Annotated in this window: 7 protein-coding genes; 3 read left to right on the top strand and 4 right to left on the bottom strand. The window is 60.3% G+C overall.

The window, feature by feature from the left end:
• Positions 1-510 precede the first annotated feature (510 nt).
• Positions 511-3,732 (top strand): adenylate/guanylate cyclase domain-containing protein, encoded by a 3,222-nt coding sequence (locus Q3C01_RS41745; RefSeq protein ID WP_458151156.1) that lies wholly within the window; start codon positions 511-513, stop codon positions 3,730-3,732.
• Between the two features lie 29 nt (positions 3,733-3,761).
• Here Q3C01_RS41745 and Q3C01_RS41740 read toward each other — a convergent pair whose 3' ends face one another.
• On the bottom strand, positions 3,762-3,965 hold the full coding sequence (locus Q3C01_RS41740) for a hypothetical protein (protein ID WP_458151155.1): 204 nt from the start codon (positions 3,963-3,965) through the stop codon (positions 3,762-3,764).
• A gap of 288 nt (positions 3,966-4,253) precedes the next feature.
• Here Q3C01_RS41740 and Q3C01_RS41735 point away from each other — a divergent pair, with 288 nt between their 5' ends.
• Positions 4,254-4,523 (top strand): DUF3551 domain-containing protein, encoded by a 270-nt coding sequence (locus Q3C01_RS41735; protein WP_458151154.1) that lies wholly within the window; start codon positions 4,254-4,256, stop codon positions 4,521-4,523.
• Between the two features lie 462 nt (positions 4,524-4,985).
• Here Q3C01_RS41735 and Q3C01_RS41730 read toward each other — a convergent pair whose 3' ends face one another.
• The 3 genes from Q3C01_RS41730 to Q3C01_RS41720 all read right to left on the bottom strand — a co-directional run bounded on the left by Q3C01_RS41730 (position 4,986) and on the right by Q3C01_RS41720 (position 9,248).
• Positions 4,986-5,393, bottom strand: a complete 408-nt coding sequence (locus Q3C01_RS41730; protein ID WP_458151153.1) for a hypothetical protein — start codon at positions 5,391-5,393, stop codon at positions 4,986-4,988.
• 1,054 nt (positions 5,394-6,447) lie between these two features.
• Positions 6,448-7,785, bottom strand: a complete 1,338-nt coding sequence (locus tag Q3C01_RS41725) for an ABC transporter substrate-binding protein (protein WP_458151158.1) — start codon at positions 7,783-7,785, stop codon at positions 6,448-6,450.
• Positions 7,786-8,279: 494 nt separating this feature from the next.
• On the bottom strand, positions 8,280-9,248 hold the full coding sequence (locus Q3C01_RS41720; protein WP_458151152.1) for an amidohydrolase family protein: 969 nt from the start codon (positions 9,246-9,248) through the stop codon (positions 8,280-8,282).
• A 305-nt stretch (positions 9,249-9,553) separates the two neighbouring features.
• On the opposite strand from Q3C01_RS41720, the gene Q3C01_RS41715 reads away from it, so the two are divergent.
• Positions 9,554-15,037, top strand: coding sequence for a trifunctional serine/threonine-protein kinase/ATP-binding protein/sensor histidine kinase (locus tag Q3C01_RS41715; protein ID WP_458151151.1), 5,484 nt, complete (start codon positions 9,554-9,556; stop codon positions 15,035-15,037).
• Positions 15,038-15,204 lie beyond the last annotated feature (167 nt).

Here is a 15,204-nt window from a genome sequence, read left to right as displayed (position 1 = left end):
GACACATGACTTGCACCCGACCGCAAGCCGAACGCCAGATTCTTCTTGCAACGCGGGCGTCGTCCACACATGACCCGAAGCCGAAGATCGGCGAGCACAAGGTCGCGCGCTATTTGGCCGGTCCTTCCGGTGGTCAAATTGACGACACCACATGTTGGGCTTGCGTTTTGGGCCCATCGAGAAGGCGCTTGTGAAGGTTCTGGCCTCGCGTACGCATCAGGGCGGCGATGACGTCGTGTTCGGTTTCTCCATACGGGTACAGCACGTCGGATGACGTCGAGGGCGCTTCGCGGTGGTGGCCCCTTCCTCTAGAGTGGCTAGTGCGCCTGGGACACTTGCCGCTCCAGCAGCAGGGTTTGACGCAGAATGCGCTGTACGGCCGCGGGAACATGGTGTTCAATCCATGGAACTGTCTGCCCGAGCACAGGCCGCTCGGCAGCGTCAACCTAACGCGGCTCGCCGTCGATCTTGCCGCCCGGCAAATACGGCGGAAACTGAACACGGTGGGTCATGAGCAGCCAGCCGAAGCCCGATCGTTCGGGCGGACTTCAGCGGACGCAGGCGCCGCCGAATGTCGAGAATGAGGCTCTGCATGCCGAACGCCGGCAGCTCACCGTGGTATTTATCGACATCGTCGGCTCGACACCCCTGAGCGAGCGGATCGACCCCGAGGAGTTCTTCGCGGTTATCAGAACTTACCGCGATATCTGCGACGAGCAGATTCGCCGCTACGGCGGTCATATCGCCAGAATGATTGGCGACGGATTGCTGGCGTATTTTGGCGTCCCGCAAGCCCACGAAAATGACCCTGAGCGCGCGGTCCGCGCTTCGCTGGCGGTCGTCGCTGCGATCAAGGATCACAACTTTCTGCTGTCGGATGGCAGTTTCGTCCGCCTCGGCGTGCGCGTCGGGGTCAATACCGGGGTCGTCGTCGTTGGCAGCGTGCCCGGCGAGCCGCCCGATCGGCGGGAAGTGTTCGGTAGTTCGGCACATATCGCTGCCCGTCTGCAGGGGCTCGCCAGCGAGAACGGCGTCGTGGTTGGCTCGAGCACTTACGAGCTGACTCGCGGAACGTTCAGCTATGTGTCGCTTGGCAGACGACCACTCAAGGGCGTCGAGGAGCCTGTCGAAGCCTGGCGCGCAGAGGCGCTTGCGTCCAGCGAGAGCAGGTTCAACCGCGCACGGAGGTCGCCTCTTGCCCCGATGATAGCCCGAACCGGCGAAAGTACGTTGCTTGCCGAGATGTGGCAGCAGAGCCTCGCCGGCTCGGGACAGGTCGGCGTGATTTCCGGTGAACCCGGCATCGGCAAGTCACGTTTGATCCGCCAGTTTCGTAGTTCCCTTGATGCGTCTCCGCGTGATGTTCTGTCGCTGCAATGCTCACCATTCCACGTCAACACGCCGCTTGCCCCGGAAATCGAGCGGCTCACACGTGCGACCGGCATCCAGGACACCGACGACGCTCAACTCGCATTGGCAAAATTGCGCTCGCTTTTGGCAAGAGCCGTCACTGATGTCGAGCAGGCGCTTCATTACTACGGTGCAGTCCTATCAATACCTGCATGCCCGGGATACGAACCCGCGGATCTCGGATCTCCCGCGGAGCGCGAGCGTGCCTTGCAGGTGTTCGTCGATGCTCTTCTCGCAGCCGCGCGCAAGCGGCCGATCCTCGGAATCGTCGAGGACGTCCAGTGGATGGACCCAACCACCATCGAACTGCTGGTGCGCGTGATCGCACGCTGTCCCAGCGAGCGGATCATGGTCCTGATCACGCATCGCGATGACTACAGGGCCGACTGGCTGACAGGGCCGGCAATTCGGCGGATTGCTCTGCAAAAGCTGGCAGTGCATGAATGCGAGCAGATGGTCGCGGCCGTGGCGGGCAGCGATCTGGTGCCGCGCAGGATTGCCAGCCAGATCGTGGAACGAACCGACGGCGTGCCACTCTTTGTCGAGGAGTTCACACGCGCCATCGTCGATGCCGGCGCGATCCCGCGGCCGGCCGAGAGCCCTACGCCGAGCGGGAAGTTGCCGGAGACCCTGGTGCCGGCAAGCATTCACGATTCACTGATGGAACGCCTTGATCGTCTCGGCCCTGCCAAGCGCGTCGCCCAGATCGCCTCTGTTTTTGGAAGGCGCTTCAACTATGATGGCGTTTTCAGCGTGCTTCCAGGCAAGGGCCAAGGGCTGAAACACGCGTTGCGGGCACTCGAGACAGCCGGGATTGTGTATCGTAGCGAAGAGTCTCAAGGCAAGGTCTTCACGTTCAAGCACGCGATGATACAGGAAGTCGCCTACTCCTCATTGCTCAAGGAGGAAAGGCGTGAGCTCCATGCGCGCGTCGCATCGTGGCTGCTGCAGGAAGCCGCCATTGGAGAAAGCAGCCAGCCGGCGGTGTTAGGCTATCATTATGCACGCGCAGGCAACATTCCGGAAGCGATCGAGGCCTGGCTTCAGGCGGGCAAATCCGCGCTCCGCAGCTCTGCCACCAAGGAAGCCGTGGCTCATCTTCGCGAAGGCCTCTCGCTGATACCCAAGATGCCGGCGTCACCGCAGCGCTTCGAGGCTGAAATCGCGCTGCAATCCAATTTGGCGATGGCGTACACAGCCAACGCCGGGTGGTCCGATCCCAACGTCTATGGCCCCTACAGTCGTGCACTCAAGCTTTGCGCGAGCCATGGCACCATTCGCGAGAAGGCGACGGTGCTGTGGGGAAGTACCATAGCCAAGCTGGTCAACTGCGAGCTCACCAAAGGCCTCGAAAACGCGCACGATTTCGTCCGGCGGGCAGAAGAGTGGCGCGACGACGAGGCTGCCCTCATGGCCTACACCGCTGCCGTAATCGCCAATTTCTTTCTCGGTCGTTTGGAGCAGGCAAGTGAGCTCGCGGCTCTGGTCAGCGCTCGCTACAATCCGCGTGAGCACGGCAAGCTGGTCCAGATCTATCAGCATGATCCATTGATCGTATCGCTTGTCTATTCCGGACACATCGAATGGTTGTTGGGCCGCCCGGGGCGGGCCAGAGAGTGCTGTGTGACGGCGCGTCAGCTCGCGAACGAGATCGGGCATCCGTTCATGCAAGCTTTTGCCTCCATTCTTGGCGTCGCCGACCACTGGTATGAGGGCGATCTCGCGGCCAACCTCGCCAGCGTCAAGCGCGGTCTGAAGGTCGCTGACAAGTATGGCTATCCGATGTACCGGGTCATCGGCCCATTGTGGGCCACCGCTGCGTTGGCGGCACGAGGCCCCGCGCCGGAAGTGCTCGAACAATTATGCGGCCTGCTCGGCAGACTACCCGCCGAGAACCGGTGCATTCAGATTCCACTCTATCGAATTCTGCTCGCCGCAGAATTCGGAAGGATCGGGCAGATGGAAAGGGCTCGAAGTTTCGCTGCTTCGGCTGAGTCCCTGATGAAGAAAACCGGCGAGCGCTGGGCGGCTCCCGAGATTTATCGGATTCGCGGCTCGCTGCTGTGTCGGGAACCATTGCGAGTCGACCGGGCTGCCATGCGCTTGTTCAAACGCTCGCTTGCCTCTGCCAGGAAGCTCGGGGCGGTCGGTTGGGAATTGCGCACGGCGATCAGCATCGCGCGCTTGGTCAGCGCCGGCGAGAGCGCATCCGGACGCGCAGAAGCACGAGACCTGCTGATATCGACCCGGGCGAAATTTGCATCCGCGGAAACTTCCCGCGATCTGCGCGAGGCTGATGACCTGGTGAGAGTGTTGAACTAGTGCCGAATGACCCCCGGCCTATGGTCGACTCACATCATCTGCGATCCCAAAAAGCGGATCGCCGAGAGGCTCGGCAGGAATGTATAGGCGCCGCCCCGCGTCCAGACAAATTGCGGCAATCCCCGCGACCGGATCGTGCCGCCGGAATGAACCGGCCTTCTCCCGGGGACTGGCTTCGTCGGATTGTCGATGATGGCCTGGACGAGCCGCTTTGCTACCGATGCATCGACCAAGTCGCTCTCCATTATGGACGGACCGCCTGCCCGTTGGTGCACCTGGTGCGTTAGGGTTGTCGATCCAGTAACGGCTACGGCACCTTGCATTAGAGAAATCGAACAGCCCCGCTGGACGCCGAAGAGGCGGCGCCGAAAGGCAATCCTGCCTCGACAGCGCATACTGCGCAGACCTTCGACAAGAGAACCGTCCATGGAGGTTTCATGTTGATCTGGATCAAGCCCACGCGGTCGTGGTCATAGGAACCTTCTGCCCCGACGTGAACAGACGGATTTCCAGGGGTTACGATGCACGTGCTTCGATTAATGATTGTTGCAGGTGTGACTATACTCGGGATCGCGCCATGCGCGGCTCAACGCTACGACCCCAATTATCCTGTTTGCCTTCAGAAGTGGCAGCGTGGAGGTAGCAGCACGATCTACTGCTATTATACATCGTGGGATCAGTGCAAGGCGGCCGCTTCGGGACTGTCAGCCATGTGCCTGGCAAATCCGTATTGGTCGAACAACCAGGCGACCTACGCCGGCCGTAAGGCCGCGCCTGAGAGGTTGCGGTGATCGTCTATCCTCATTTCTAACGCGAAGCGGCGGCGCAGAACTTCATCGTGCGCCGATAGCGCGAATGGCGGCGCTAACATGGGAGCCGACCGTGGCGTTAGTGATCGCATCGCCGCAAAAACACCGCGCAATCCCTCGGGGCCTCTGGGTCGGCAGCGGCAGCGCCAGATCGTTCATGCGATACTTCCAGGCGGTCCAGTCGCGCTTCTCACGCCAGGCGTCGTAATCCGCTGCCGCTCGGATAATCATGACCTAACACACCTCGCCACCAGATCGCGAGCCAGGTCTAAGTGCGGGATGCTGAGTTGTTTCCGACTACGACGCCTCCCGCTGACTCAGCGGAGGCGACGCGTTCGGAGCTGGTTCCTATTGACCCAGCTCAACGGCGAGACGCAAGGCGCCATATCGCGTTGTGTTTGATCGCCACCCTACACGGAGAGAACGACTTTCGACATCGCGGAGCTACTCCAGCCCTTGCACGGCAGGCATATCCTGGGTTGGCAGGATCTGCGGCGTTGGCGCGTTTGCTTCGCCGACGGTGCCGGTGCTCTCGCTCGGAGGGCCGCTTGCCGCGTCAGCCATTTTTGCCTGGGACACGGCCGCGGGCTCGGCCGGCCCAGCAGCGACTTCCTTGGGGTTGGGTGGTGGCAACGGGACGCTGTGCCTGGCGATATGCGGGGTCGAGGCCGACGGCCTCAGCAGGTGCCGAAGCATGGTCTGCAGCTGCATTCCGAAATAGGGCCTGTTGGAATGAGACGCCGCGTGGTGCTGCGACTTTCCGGCTTCGTAGGGCGCCCATGTCTGGGCATTTGCGACGGGGATCGCGACAATCAGTCCGGCCGTGACGGCCAACCCAGCGAACGCTTTCATTGCCAGCGCTCCTATTAGCCCTTAAGCCCGAAGGGTCGGCGCTGATTTCGGCGGTCCTTGGGCCGGATCGCGGCACCTCTGCTTCAATCCCGGGGCGCTCCAGGTCGTGAATAAGGCCATGCCCTGCCAAGGCGGTGTCCACTACGGATCAGTCGCACAGAGCTGACCCCAGGCGCAGTAGATCGCACTCCTACAGGAGAGATAGATATAGAAAAGCGTGGCACCACCATCATTCGTCAAGCTGCGGCCCAACTCGTCGTGATGCAGTAGAGCCTCCACGTTGACCGAACCCTTGTTGGGGTGCCGCGACGCTTCCGGGCATCATTTTGTCATTCGGCCTGCAATATTGACCCCCTAAGCCGGGGGATCGGCGTCCAAAATTTGAACGCCGATTGACACAAGCGCACTCGTTGCAAACAAAAGGGCGAGAAGTCCGACCGCTACCTTCATGATTTTCGCACTCCACTTTCCCTTTCGCTCGGCCTTCATGGAGGACGCTGGATTATTTCGACTTTGCCTTCCAGCCCGATCTGGATCAGCCGGCGGATAGCCTAGATTTGATTTACGGGCTCATTGGTCGTCCCAATGTAACATCCGGTCAGGTACTTCAGGAAGGCTTGGCAGGCCTCCTCCGCTTCAGTGAGAGTCTTGAAGGGCGAGCCTATCAATTTGATTGCAGGTCTGTTCGGATGGATGGGACGCCACGAGGCTAGAAAGCCGGGTCGTCCGTGAAGACCGGGACCAGTGCGGCTATCGAAGCTGATCACGAACGAAAAGCCGCGGCTGCTCGCGCTCCACACTACCAGATCCTTCACGGGACTCATTATGCGGCTGAATTGCATGATGCATCCGACAAAGGCCCGCACTGCCGGAATCCACTCCGGAGTTGCCGTCGAAGGCCAGATAGCATCCCGGGCGGGCCCGTCGGCTCCGAGGTACGATCGCCTGTACCACCAGGACGACGGCGAGGGACGCGAGAACGCCGTTGGGCCAGACGACCCGAGGCCGTCCACCCGCGGCTCCGTATCTCAATCGGCACAATCGATCTAGGTGTTCAGCTCCGCATAAACCCTTCGCACTCGCGTTCAGCCCAATTGAGCGTGTCTTCCATCTTCTCACCATTGGCGTAACGCAGCGCCATCTTGGTCAGGGTGGCGTGGGCATAGATCTGCTGAGCAATTTTTGGCGGCGCAGGAGCGGCCGCGATTGATAGCTTCTGATGGTTGTAGGGGTTCGGATAGTGGTAGAGCGTGCCCTTCGGAGGACCTTCCTCGGCCCACGTCTTCAGTGTCGCCAAGTTCGCATAGGCTGGCAGGTCGTAGCCACCGCTGGCCGTGACAAATTTCTCGATCGATGACCGCTCCGACAAATGGGCGAGCAGGCTCTTGGCCGCCTCCTTGTTCTTGGAGAATGCCCAGATGGCCCAGAAGCAAGGTACATAGGGCGCGAAGCGCCCCTTTGGGCCGGCCGGGAATCCGTGGGTCCAGCATTGCTCCGCAACTTGCGGGGCGTCCCGCTTGGCGAGAGCCCAGGCGCTCGGTGGGTTCATGATCAGCGCGCCGCGTCCGGAAATCAGCCATCTGTTGTTCGAGGCATCGTCCCATGAAGGCGCGCCGGGCGGTAGAAAGGCGATCAGCTTCTTGTAATATTCGAGAGCCTGACGAACCTGATCCGTCCTCACCGTGAGATCGCCCTTGGCATCGACGAGCTCGCCGCCGAACGACTGGAAGATCGCACCTGCCGTGTCGACGTTGTCTGGGGTCTCGCCAAGGCCAATCCCAAACATGAAGCCACCCTTCTGGCAGGCTTCGGCCGCCTTCAAGAACGTATCCATCGTCCAGCTGTCGGCTCTGGGCGGCGCTCCCGCAGGGTACAGTTCCTGGATGTCGATACCCGCATATCTCTTCATCAGATCGATGCGAGAGCAGGGCCCCTTGATCTGGCTTCCCGGCGTTGCGGGGACCGCGAGCCATCTGCCCGCTGCCTGACCGAGATATCTCACGGTGCCGTTCACCTCACCGTGCTGCTTGATCGCAGGCTCAACGACGTCGTTCACCGCCTCGAAATGCTCGGCATAAGCTTGCGGCCACCAGCTATCCATATAAAGAATGTCGTGGCCAGATTTGGCCTGAGCTTCGGCCGCAACGATCAATTCGATCTTCCTGCCTTGGCTCGTGATGTAGTCGATGGAAACCTCGATCTTCTCCTTTAAGGCCCACTCGTTGACGAGGGCGGTTGATGTGTCGTTGGCGCCGGGCACCCAGTGATCCCAGAGGCCGATCGACAATTTGCCGGCAGCATACGCGCCGCGCACATATGGCGTTGTGATCAGCGCTCCTGTCGAAAGCGCGGTCGCGCTTACAAATTCTCGCCTTGAGAGCTTTCGTGATATTTGCTCACTCCATGCTGATCAAGTTGGTATTCTGTATTCCCTCTGCTTTGCAGCGCGAACAACGAGGCCGGAGACGCGCCAAAACATTGCGTGAAATTACGGCCTTGTGCAAGCGGTGAAGCGCAACAGTCATCCTGTTCAAACGCCGATCACCGTCATCGGATCGTTTCAGAGCTGCGGAAGCGAGAGTCTGACTGCTCTCAAATGAGGTGCTTCCGTTAATATGCGGTGGAGACATAACGCAAGTCTGGCAGACGCCGGAAATCGGGAGCAAGCGATTACAGAATAGCACGCATCACTTCGCAAGCTTTCCTTGTGCCCGAAGACATCCGTCAACTGCTCGATGCGACCGGAAGTCCGCAAAGCGATAACAATTCGGGTTTCCACCTGCTTCCGTTCGGCGGTTTGCGTAAGGCCGGCAACTGGCTGCGCGCTTACTCGCAGAGATCGCTGCAGCCGGCCGTGACGCGTTCGCCCGAACACGCTTGGCTCGGTTAGGCGAACCCGTACAGCCGCGCCGGATTGTCCGCCAGGATCATCTTGCGCGTCGCGGCATTCGGAGCCCAAACCGAAACCAGGTTGAGCAAGCGGCCGTCGTCGATCTGTTGAAGCGGCGTCACGTCGGTGATCTGCTTTCCGGGTGGAGTGACGGAATTCGGATGCGGCCAGTCGCTGCCCCAGATGATGCGCTCGGGATTGGCCGCGATCAGCGCCTTGGCGAGTGGTACGATATCGGGATAGTCAGGCGGCTGCTTCGAGGCACCATAGGCGCCTGAGATTTTGACGTAGGCCTTGCCCGATTTGACGAGGTCGAGCAGGTCGGAGAAGCCGGGCTGGTCGACACCAAACTCGGCCTGCGCGCCGCCGAAATGATCGAACACCGCAGGCACGGGCGAGGCAAGCACCAGCGGCTTGATCGCGGCGATCATCGGGAGGCTCGTGAAGAGTTGCACATGCCATTTGCGCGGCGTCATACGGTCGACCGCGGCCGAGAACCGCGTCTTGCCGACAATGGGATCGTTGACGCCGCTGGTTGCGAGATTGAGGCGGATGCCGCAGAAGCCGGCCTGAGCCATGGCGTCGAGATCCGCCTCGCTGGTCTTGTCGTCGATCACGGCGACCCCGCGCGCGGCTGGCCCGCGCGCTTTCATGCCGAACAGCGTGGCCGAATTGTCGGAGCCATAGACGCTCGGCGTCACGATCACCACGCGCTCGATATGCAGCGCCTTGTGGAGCGCGCTCATCTCCTCCGGCGAGGCCAGCTCCGGTGTGTAGACGCGACCGGCGAAGAACGGGAATTTTGCCGGATCGGCGAAGATGTGAGTATGGCAATCGCATGCGCCGGCCGGAACATCGAAATTCACCGGTGTCGAAGGCTGCGCGGTCTTGGCGAATGCACCTTTGCCGGTCATGGGAACCCCCGCCGCTACGGAGGCAAGCAGGATACCGCGTCGCGTCAGCATGATCTCATCCCTCGTTGAGAGGTAGTCTATCGAGGGTTGACCGGGACGGGAAGGGCGGCGCACACGCGAGGCCCCGAACACAAGGCGCGGCCCAAGTGCGTCCGTTGCTTCTCGTAAGCTGATTTACTCCAATTTACGGCGCTTTACGCGGCTACTGGTACGCCGCTGCTTAAGATTTGCATATCTGTTCTCACCCTCGGATGATATTGTCGAGGTTGCTGGCGCTATTTTTCTGTAAAAGAGGTAACAATAGGCCTTAGTAACGGGGTGACATCTTGCCGCCTCACTCGGGACCGGCGCAAAAAATGGATGCAGCTCGCTTCGCCAAAATTGCGAATGGCAGCTTCCACGTTGCGTGGAAAGACGACGAGCGCGTCTTCTACCGGGGATGGCAGAGCGACTCCGACGGCCGCCTTGCCCCCATACTAGTCGTGCGACCCTCCTCTGAGCATCCGCATCCCGCCATCATCGATCGCCTTATGCACGAATATGGATGGAAAAGCGAACTGGATTCAGCGTGGGCGGTACGGCCGCTCGACCTCCTTCAAGAGAGCGGTCGGACTGCCCTGGTCCTTGAAGATCCCGGTGGGGCGCCGCTCGCCGCGTCGATCGGCGCATCCTTGGACGTCGGAAGCTTCTTGCGCCTCGCCATCGGTATCGCTGTTGCGGTGGGCAAGCTGCACCGGCGGGGTCTCGTTCACAAGGATATCAAGCCGCAGAATATCATCGTAGATCCCACGAGAAGCGAAGTCAGGCTGACGGGATTCGGGATTGCGTCGCGGCTTCGGCGTGAACGACAAGTCATCCAGCCGCCTGAGACCATTGCGGGCACGCTGGCGTACATGGCGCCCGAGCAGACCGGCTGGATGAATCGCTCCATTGACTCACGCAGCGACCTCTATGCACTGGGCGTCACTCTGTACGAGCTGTTGACCGGGAGCTTGCCGTTCGCTGGCTCTGATCCCATGGACTGGGTGCACTGCCATATCGCGCGAAAGCCGATGACCGCTACTGATCGTCTAGGTAGTGTCCCGTCGGCGCTGTCGATGATCATCATGAAGCTGCTCGCCAAGACAGCCGAGGACAGATATCAGACCGCCGCTGGGCTCGCATGTGATTTGCGGCACTGTCTTGCGGAGCTCGAAGATCGGGGTCAAATCGAAGAGTTTCCTCTGGGCCTACACGACACATCCGACCGGTTGGTAATTCCAGAAAAACTGTACGGACGCGAGCGCGAGATCGAGACCTTGCTCGCCTCGTTCGATCGCATCGTAAAGGGCGGAGTGCCGGAGCTGGTGCTAGTGTCCGGCTATTCCGGTATCGGCAAGTCTTCAGTCGTCAATGAATTGCATAAAGTGCTGGTGCCGCCCCGCGCACATTTTGCATCCGGCAAGTTCGATCAGTACAAGCGTGACATTCCGTACTCGACTCTCGCGCAAGCCCTTCGGGGGTTGGTCCAACTGCTCCTGGCCAAGAGCGATGCAGAGTTAGCCGGCTGGCGGAACGCTTTTGCGGAGGCGCTGGGTTCGAGTGGCCGGCTGATCGCCGATCTCGTCCCCGAATTGTCCCTCATCATCGGCGAGCAGCCGCCGGTCGCAGAACTCGAGCCGCAGCAGGCGAAAGCGCGGTTCCAGCTCATGGTCCGTCGCTTCATCTCTGTCTTCGCCAAGCCCGAACATCCCTTGGCCTTGTTTCTTGACGATCTGCAATGGCTAGATGCAGCCACGCTCGAGCTTGTTGAGGATTTGCTGACGCAAACAGACGTCGGGCATCTGATGCTGATTGGCGCCTATCGCGACAACGAGGTCGACGCGGCTCATCCGATGGCGCGAAAGCTCGCCCTGATCCGGAGCTCCGTGGGGAAGGTGAGCGAGATCAAGCTTGGTCCTCTGCAGCAGGAGCAGGTGAGCCTGCTGATTGAGCACATGCTTCATGCAATGCCAAAAGACGCGGCGTCGCTGGGCAAACTAGTGCATGCGAAGACCGCCGGAAACCCGTTCTTCGTCATCCAGTTTCTCCACGCGCTTAACGCGGGGGGCTTGCTCGTATTCGATCATGATGTTGCACGCTGGACGTGGGATCTCAACCGTATTCGTTCCGAGCGTTACGCGGACAACGTAGCCGATCTCATGGCTGGAAGCCTCGCCCGCCTTCCGGACAAAACTCAACAAGCGCTGCAGCAGCTCTCTGTCGCTGGCACGGTTGCGGACGTCGCGACGCTTGCAATCGCGCTCGAATCGTCGCCCGACGGTGTGCACGCGGCGTTGTGGGAGGCACTCCGGGAGGAGCTGATAGAACGGCTGCCGAATGCTTACAGGTTCGCCCACGACCGGGTGCAGGAAGCCGCATATGCGCTGATCCCCGAGGGGGCGCGAGCGGCGGCCCATCTCAGGCTCGGCCGGCTTCTCATTGCGCAAACGCCGACGGAGAAGCGAGACGAGGCGATCTTCGATATCGTCCATCACCTGAACCGGGGCGCGGAGCTTATCATCTCCTGGGATGAGCGCGCGCGCCTGGCTGAGCTCAATCTGATCGCAGGCAAACGGGCGCACGCCTCAGCCGCGCACGCCGCGGCCATCGGCTATTTCGCTACTGGCACCGAAATGCTTCACGAAAGCCGGTGGCGGTCGCACTACGACCTTGTATTCGAACTCGAACGACTCCGAGCCGAGTGCGAGTTCCTTACCGGAGAAATCAGAGCTGCAGAGAAGAGGTTGTCGCTCCTCACCGGCCTTGCGCGAGACGGACGGGATCGGGCTCTGATCGCGTGCCAGCGCATGAGACTTTTGGCTGCAGTCGACAGAAGAGAGGAAAGTCTCGAGATCGGCCTAGATTGCCTGCGGTCTCTCGGCGTCGTTTGGTCATCTCATCCGTCCACACAGGAGATTGAAGAAGAATACCGGCGCCTATGGGATCTCATTGACGCTCGTGGGATTAGCAGCCTGATCGACTTGCCCGTCATGAATGATCCGTTGGGGCGAGCCAAGATGGACGTCCTCCTGGCCCTTAGCGAGCCTGCCTTTTGGACAGCAGACGGAAACCTGACGTGTCTGATAGTGGCGAAGGCGGTAAGCGTCAGCATTGAGCAGGGAAACACGGACGTATCCTGTTGGGCCTATGTCTGGTTCGGCAAGCTGCTGGGACGATTCGGCCGCCTTCGGGAGAGCATCGAATTTGGTCGCCTCGGTGTCGACCTGATGGAGAGACGCGGGCTGCATAGATTTCGTGCACGCGTCTATCGCGAGTATTCGCATGTCGTCGATCCGCGAGAGCGGGTGGCTGTGCTTCGGCGAGCTTTCGACGCCGCCAACGAACTCGGCGATCTCAATAGCGCCGGATATACCGCGTCCGGCCTGATCTCAGCGATGCTGGCGGCGGGGGAGCGCTTGCAGGATGCCCAGAAAGAAGCGGAACGACTGCTCGATTACCTAAACAGCGCCCATTTTGCTCTCTTGGCAAATATCGTCGCAGGGCAGCACGGTCTTATCCTCGCTCTCCGGGGCGTCGAATCGAACTTCGACGAGAGTCGGTTCGAGGAGCCGTTGGGTGCGGGCCGCACGGTCGAGCTCGCCTGGCTTTTGATACGCAAGCTGCAACGCCTGTTCTTTTCGGGGGATCATTTGGGAGCCACTCTTGCGGCGCGAAAGGTCGAGCCGCTTCTGTGGTGGGCTGTCCCCTCCCATATCGCGGTATCCGAATTTCATTTCTATGCGGCCTTGGCGCGCGCTGCCGGCGCCGAGACTGTGTCGAGCGAGGAGCGAGGCGCGCTCGTAGAGGAGCTAAAGGTCCATCGCGGTCATCTGGCATACGCGGCCGCTATCTACCCGGAGAGTTTGAAGAGCCAAGTTGCGCTTGTAGCCGCTGAAATCGCTCGGATCGAGAGCCATCTGCTCGACGCTGAACAACTCTACGAGGAGGCGATCAGCTCGGCCGGAGCAAACGGCCTTGTTCATATTGAGGCGCTCGCAAATGAGCTCGCGGCGCGCTTCTATGGGAAGCGCGGATTTGAAAAAATAGCGCGCACCTATCTGCAGGAGGCTCGCTTTGGCTACCTACGTTGGGGCGCCGGCGGGAGGGTGAGACAACTCGAGGAGCGGTATCCGGATCTGAGGGCGCAAGAGCCTGCGCCAAGTCCGACGGAAACGATTGGAGCGTCGATCGAACATCTCGATCTCGCAACCGTGATCAAGGTTTCGCAAGTCGTCTCTAGCGAGTTGGTGCTCGAGAAGTTGATTGATACCCTGATGTGCATCGCCATAGAGCAGGCTTGTGCCGAGCGGGGTTTGCTAATTCTTGCGCGTGGCGCTTCGCCACGGATTGTCGCAGAAGGCACCACTGCCGATGATCGGGTGGTTGTGCATCTGTGCGATGTGGCTGCAACGGAGGCCCTCTTGCCAGAGGCCGTGCTCCGATATGTCTTGCATTGTCAAGAGAGCATCGTCCTCGATGACGCCACCGAATCTGCGTTCGCAGCAGACCCCTACATCGTTAGTAGCGGAGTGCGGTCCGTTCTCTGCCTGCCCATGGTAAACCGGGGCGAACTCGTTGGCGCGCTTTACCTCGAAAACAACCTAACTCCCAGCGCCTTCGCACCGGGCCGTATGACCGCGCTGAGACTACTCGCGTCGCAGGCGGCTGTCTCCCTGGAGAATTCTCGACTTTATGGCGATCTGCAGAAGCAAGAGGCGAAGGTTCGGCGCCTCGTCGAAGCCAACATCATCGGGATCGTTTTCTTTGAACTTGATGGTCGCATCACAGAGGCAAATGATACCTATCTCCGCATGCTGGGAATCGACCGAAAGGAGTTGATGTCCGGTAGTGTGCTTTGGACGGATTACATACCGCCAGAGTGGCGCGACCGAATTGCGGAGGAGAGTGAGAACATAAAGATTGCTGGCACGGTGCAGCCGTACGAAAGGGAGTATTTGCGGAAGGATGGCGGCCGCGTGCCCGTGCTGGTCGGAGCAGCTCTCCTCGACAATGAGAATCAAGCCGTCGCTTTTGTTCTCGATTTGACTGAGCGGCGGCGGGCAGAGGCCGAGGCGCACGAAAGCGAGCGACGCTACCGCGAGACTCAGATGGAGCTCGCGCACGCGAATCGCGTCGCGACCATGGGTCAACTTTCGGCTTCGATCGCCCATGAGGTCAATCAGCCCGTCACGGCAATAATCGGCAGCGCTGAAGCGTCGCTGCGGTGGCTTGCCCATCAGCCGCCAAATCTAACGGAAGTTCAACGGCTATTGGAAAGGATCACCGAAGATGGCCGTCGGGTAGGTAACGTTGTCGATCGTACACGCAATCTCGTAACAAAGGCACCGCTGCGGGCGGAGCGCATAAAATTCAACCGAATTGTCTCTGAAGTCGTTGAGCTCACGCGTGGCGAAGCCGCACGGAGTCACATCTCTATCCGTACGCAGTTGGCGAACGGCTTGCCGTTCGTTGAAGCCGATCGGACCCAGATGCAACAAGTGGTGCTCAATTTGATTGTCAATGCCGTACATGCCCTGGAAGAGGTCGGCCAAGCGCGCCGCGAGCTCTTGATCAGTTCGACTATGAAGGGCTCGGACGGCGTACTTGTATCCGTGCGAGATACGGGGAAGGGCATAAACCCCGAGCAACTCGACCGGCTCTTCGACCCATTCTTCACAACCAAGCCGGGCGGCATGGGAATGGGATTATCGATCTGTCGTTCAATCGTAGAGAGCCATGGAGGAAGAATTTGGGCGGAGGCAAATCTTCCGCAAGGCGCTGCCTTTCATTTCACCATCCCGAAGGCTCGGCAACAATAGCTCCGAAGACTGCACGCCAGAGGTCTCTGGTGTAGTCCCCAATCCGGACCCGGTACTTGCGCGCATCAACTCGCTGAATGTCCGCGCCCTGGCGTATGCGGTTCATGAGGCCTTGCGCGGTTGGTGTGCTCCCGATGGCGAGACGAGTAATTTGCTCAATGGCATGT

The organism is Bradyrhizobium sp. UFLA05-109 (assembly GCF_054185165.1).
The sequence above is the reverse complement of the archived record's forward strand: the minus strand, read 5'-3'. Positions and strand labels throughout refer to the sequence as shown.

Excerpts from the sequence above, each read along its gene's own strand:
- Q3C01_RS41745 (WP_458151156.1), top strand. The coding sequence starts at position 511 with ATGAGCAGCCAGCCGAAGCCCGATCGTTCGGGCGGACTTCAGCGGACG.
- Q3C01_RS41735 (WP_458151154.1), top strand. The coding sequence starts at position 4,254 with ATGCACGTGCTTCGATTAATGATTGTTGCAGGTGTGACTATACTCGGG.
- Q3C01_RS41730 (WP_458151153.1), bottom strand. The coding sequence starts at position 5,393 with ATGAAAGCGTTCGCTGGGTTGGCCGTCACGGCCGGACTGATTGTCGCG.
- Q3C01_RS41720 (WP_458151152.1), bottom strand. The coding sequence starts at position 9,248 with ATGCTGACGCGACGCGGTATCCTGCTTGCCTCCGTAGCGGCGGGGGTT.
- Q3C01_RS41715 (WP_458151151.1), top strand. The coding sequence starts at position 9,554 with ATGGATGCAGCTCGCTTCGCCAAAATTGCGAATGGCAGCTTCCACGTT.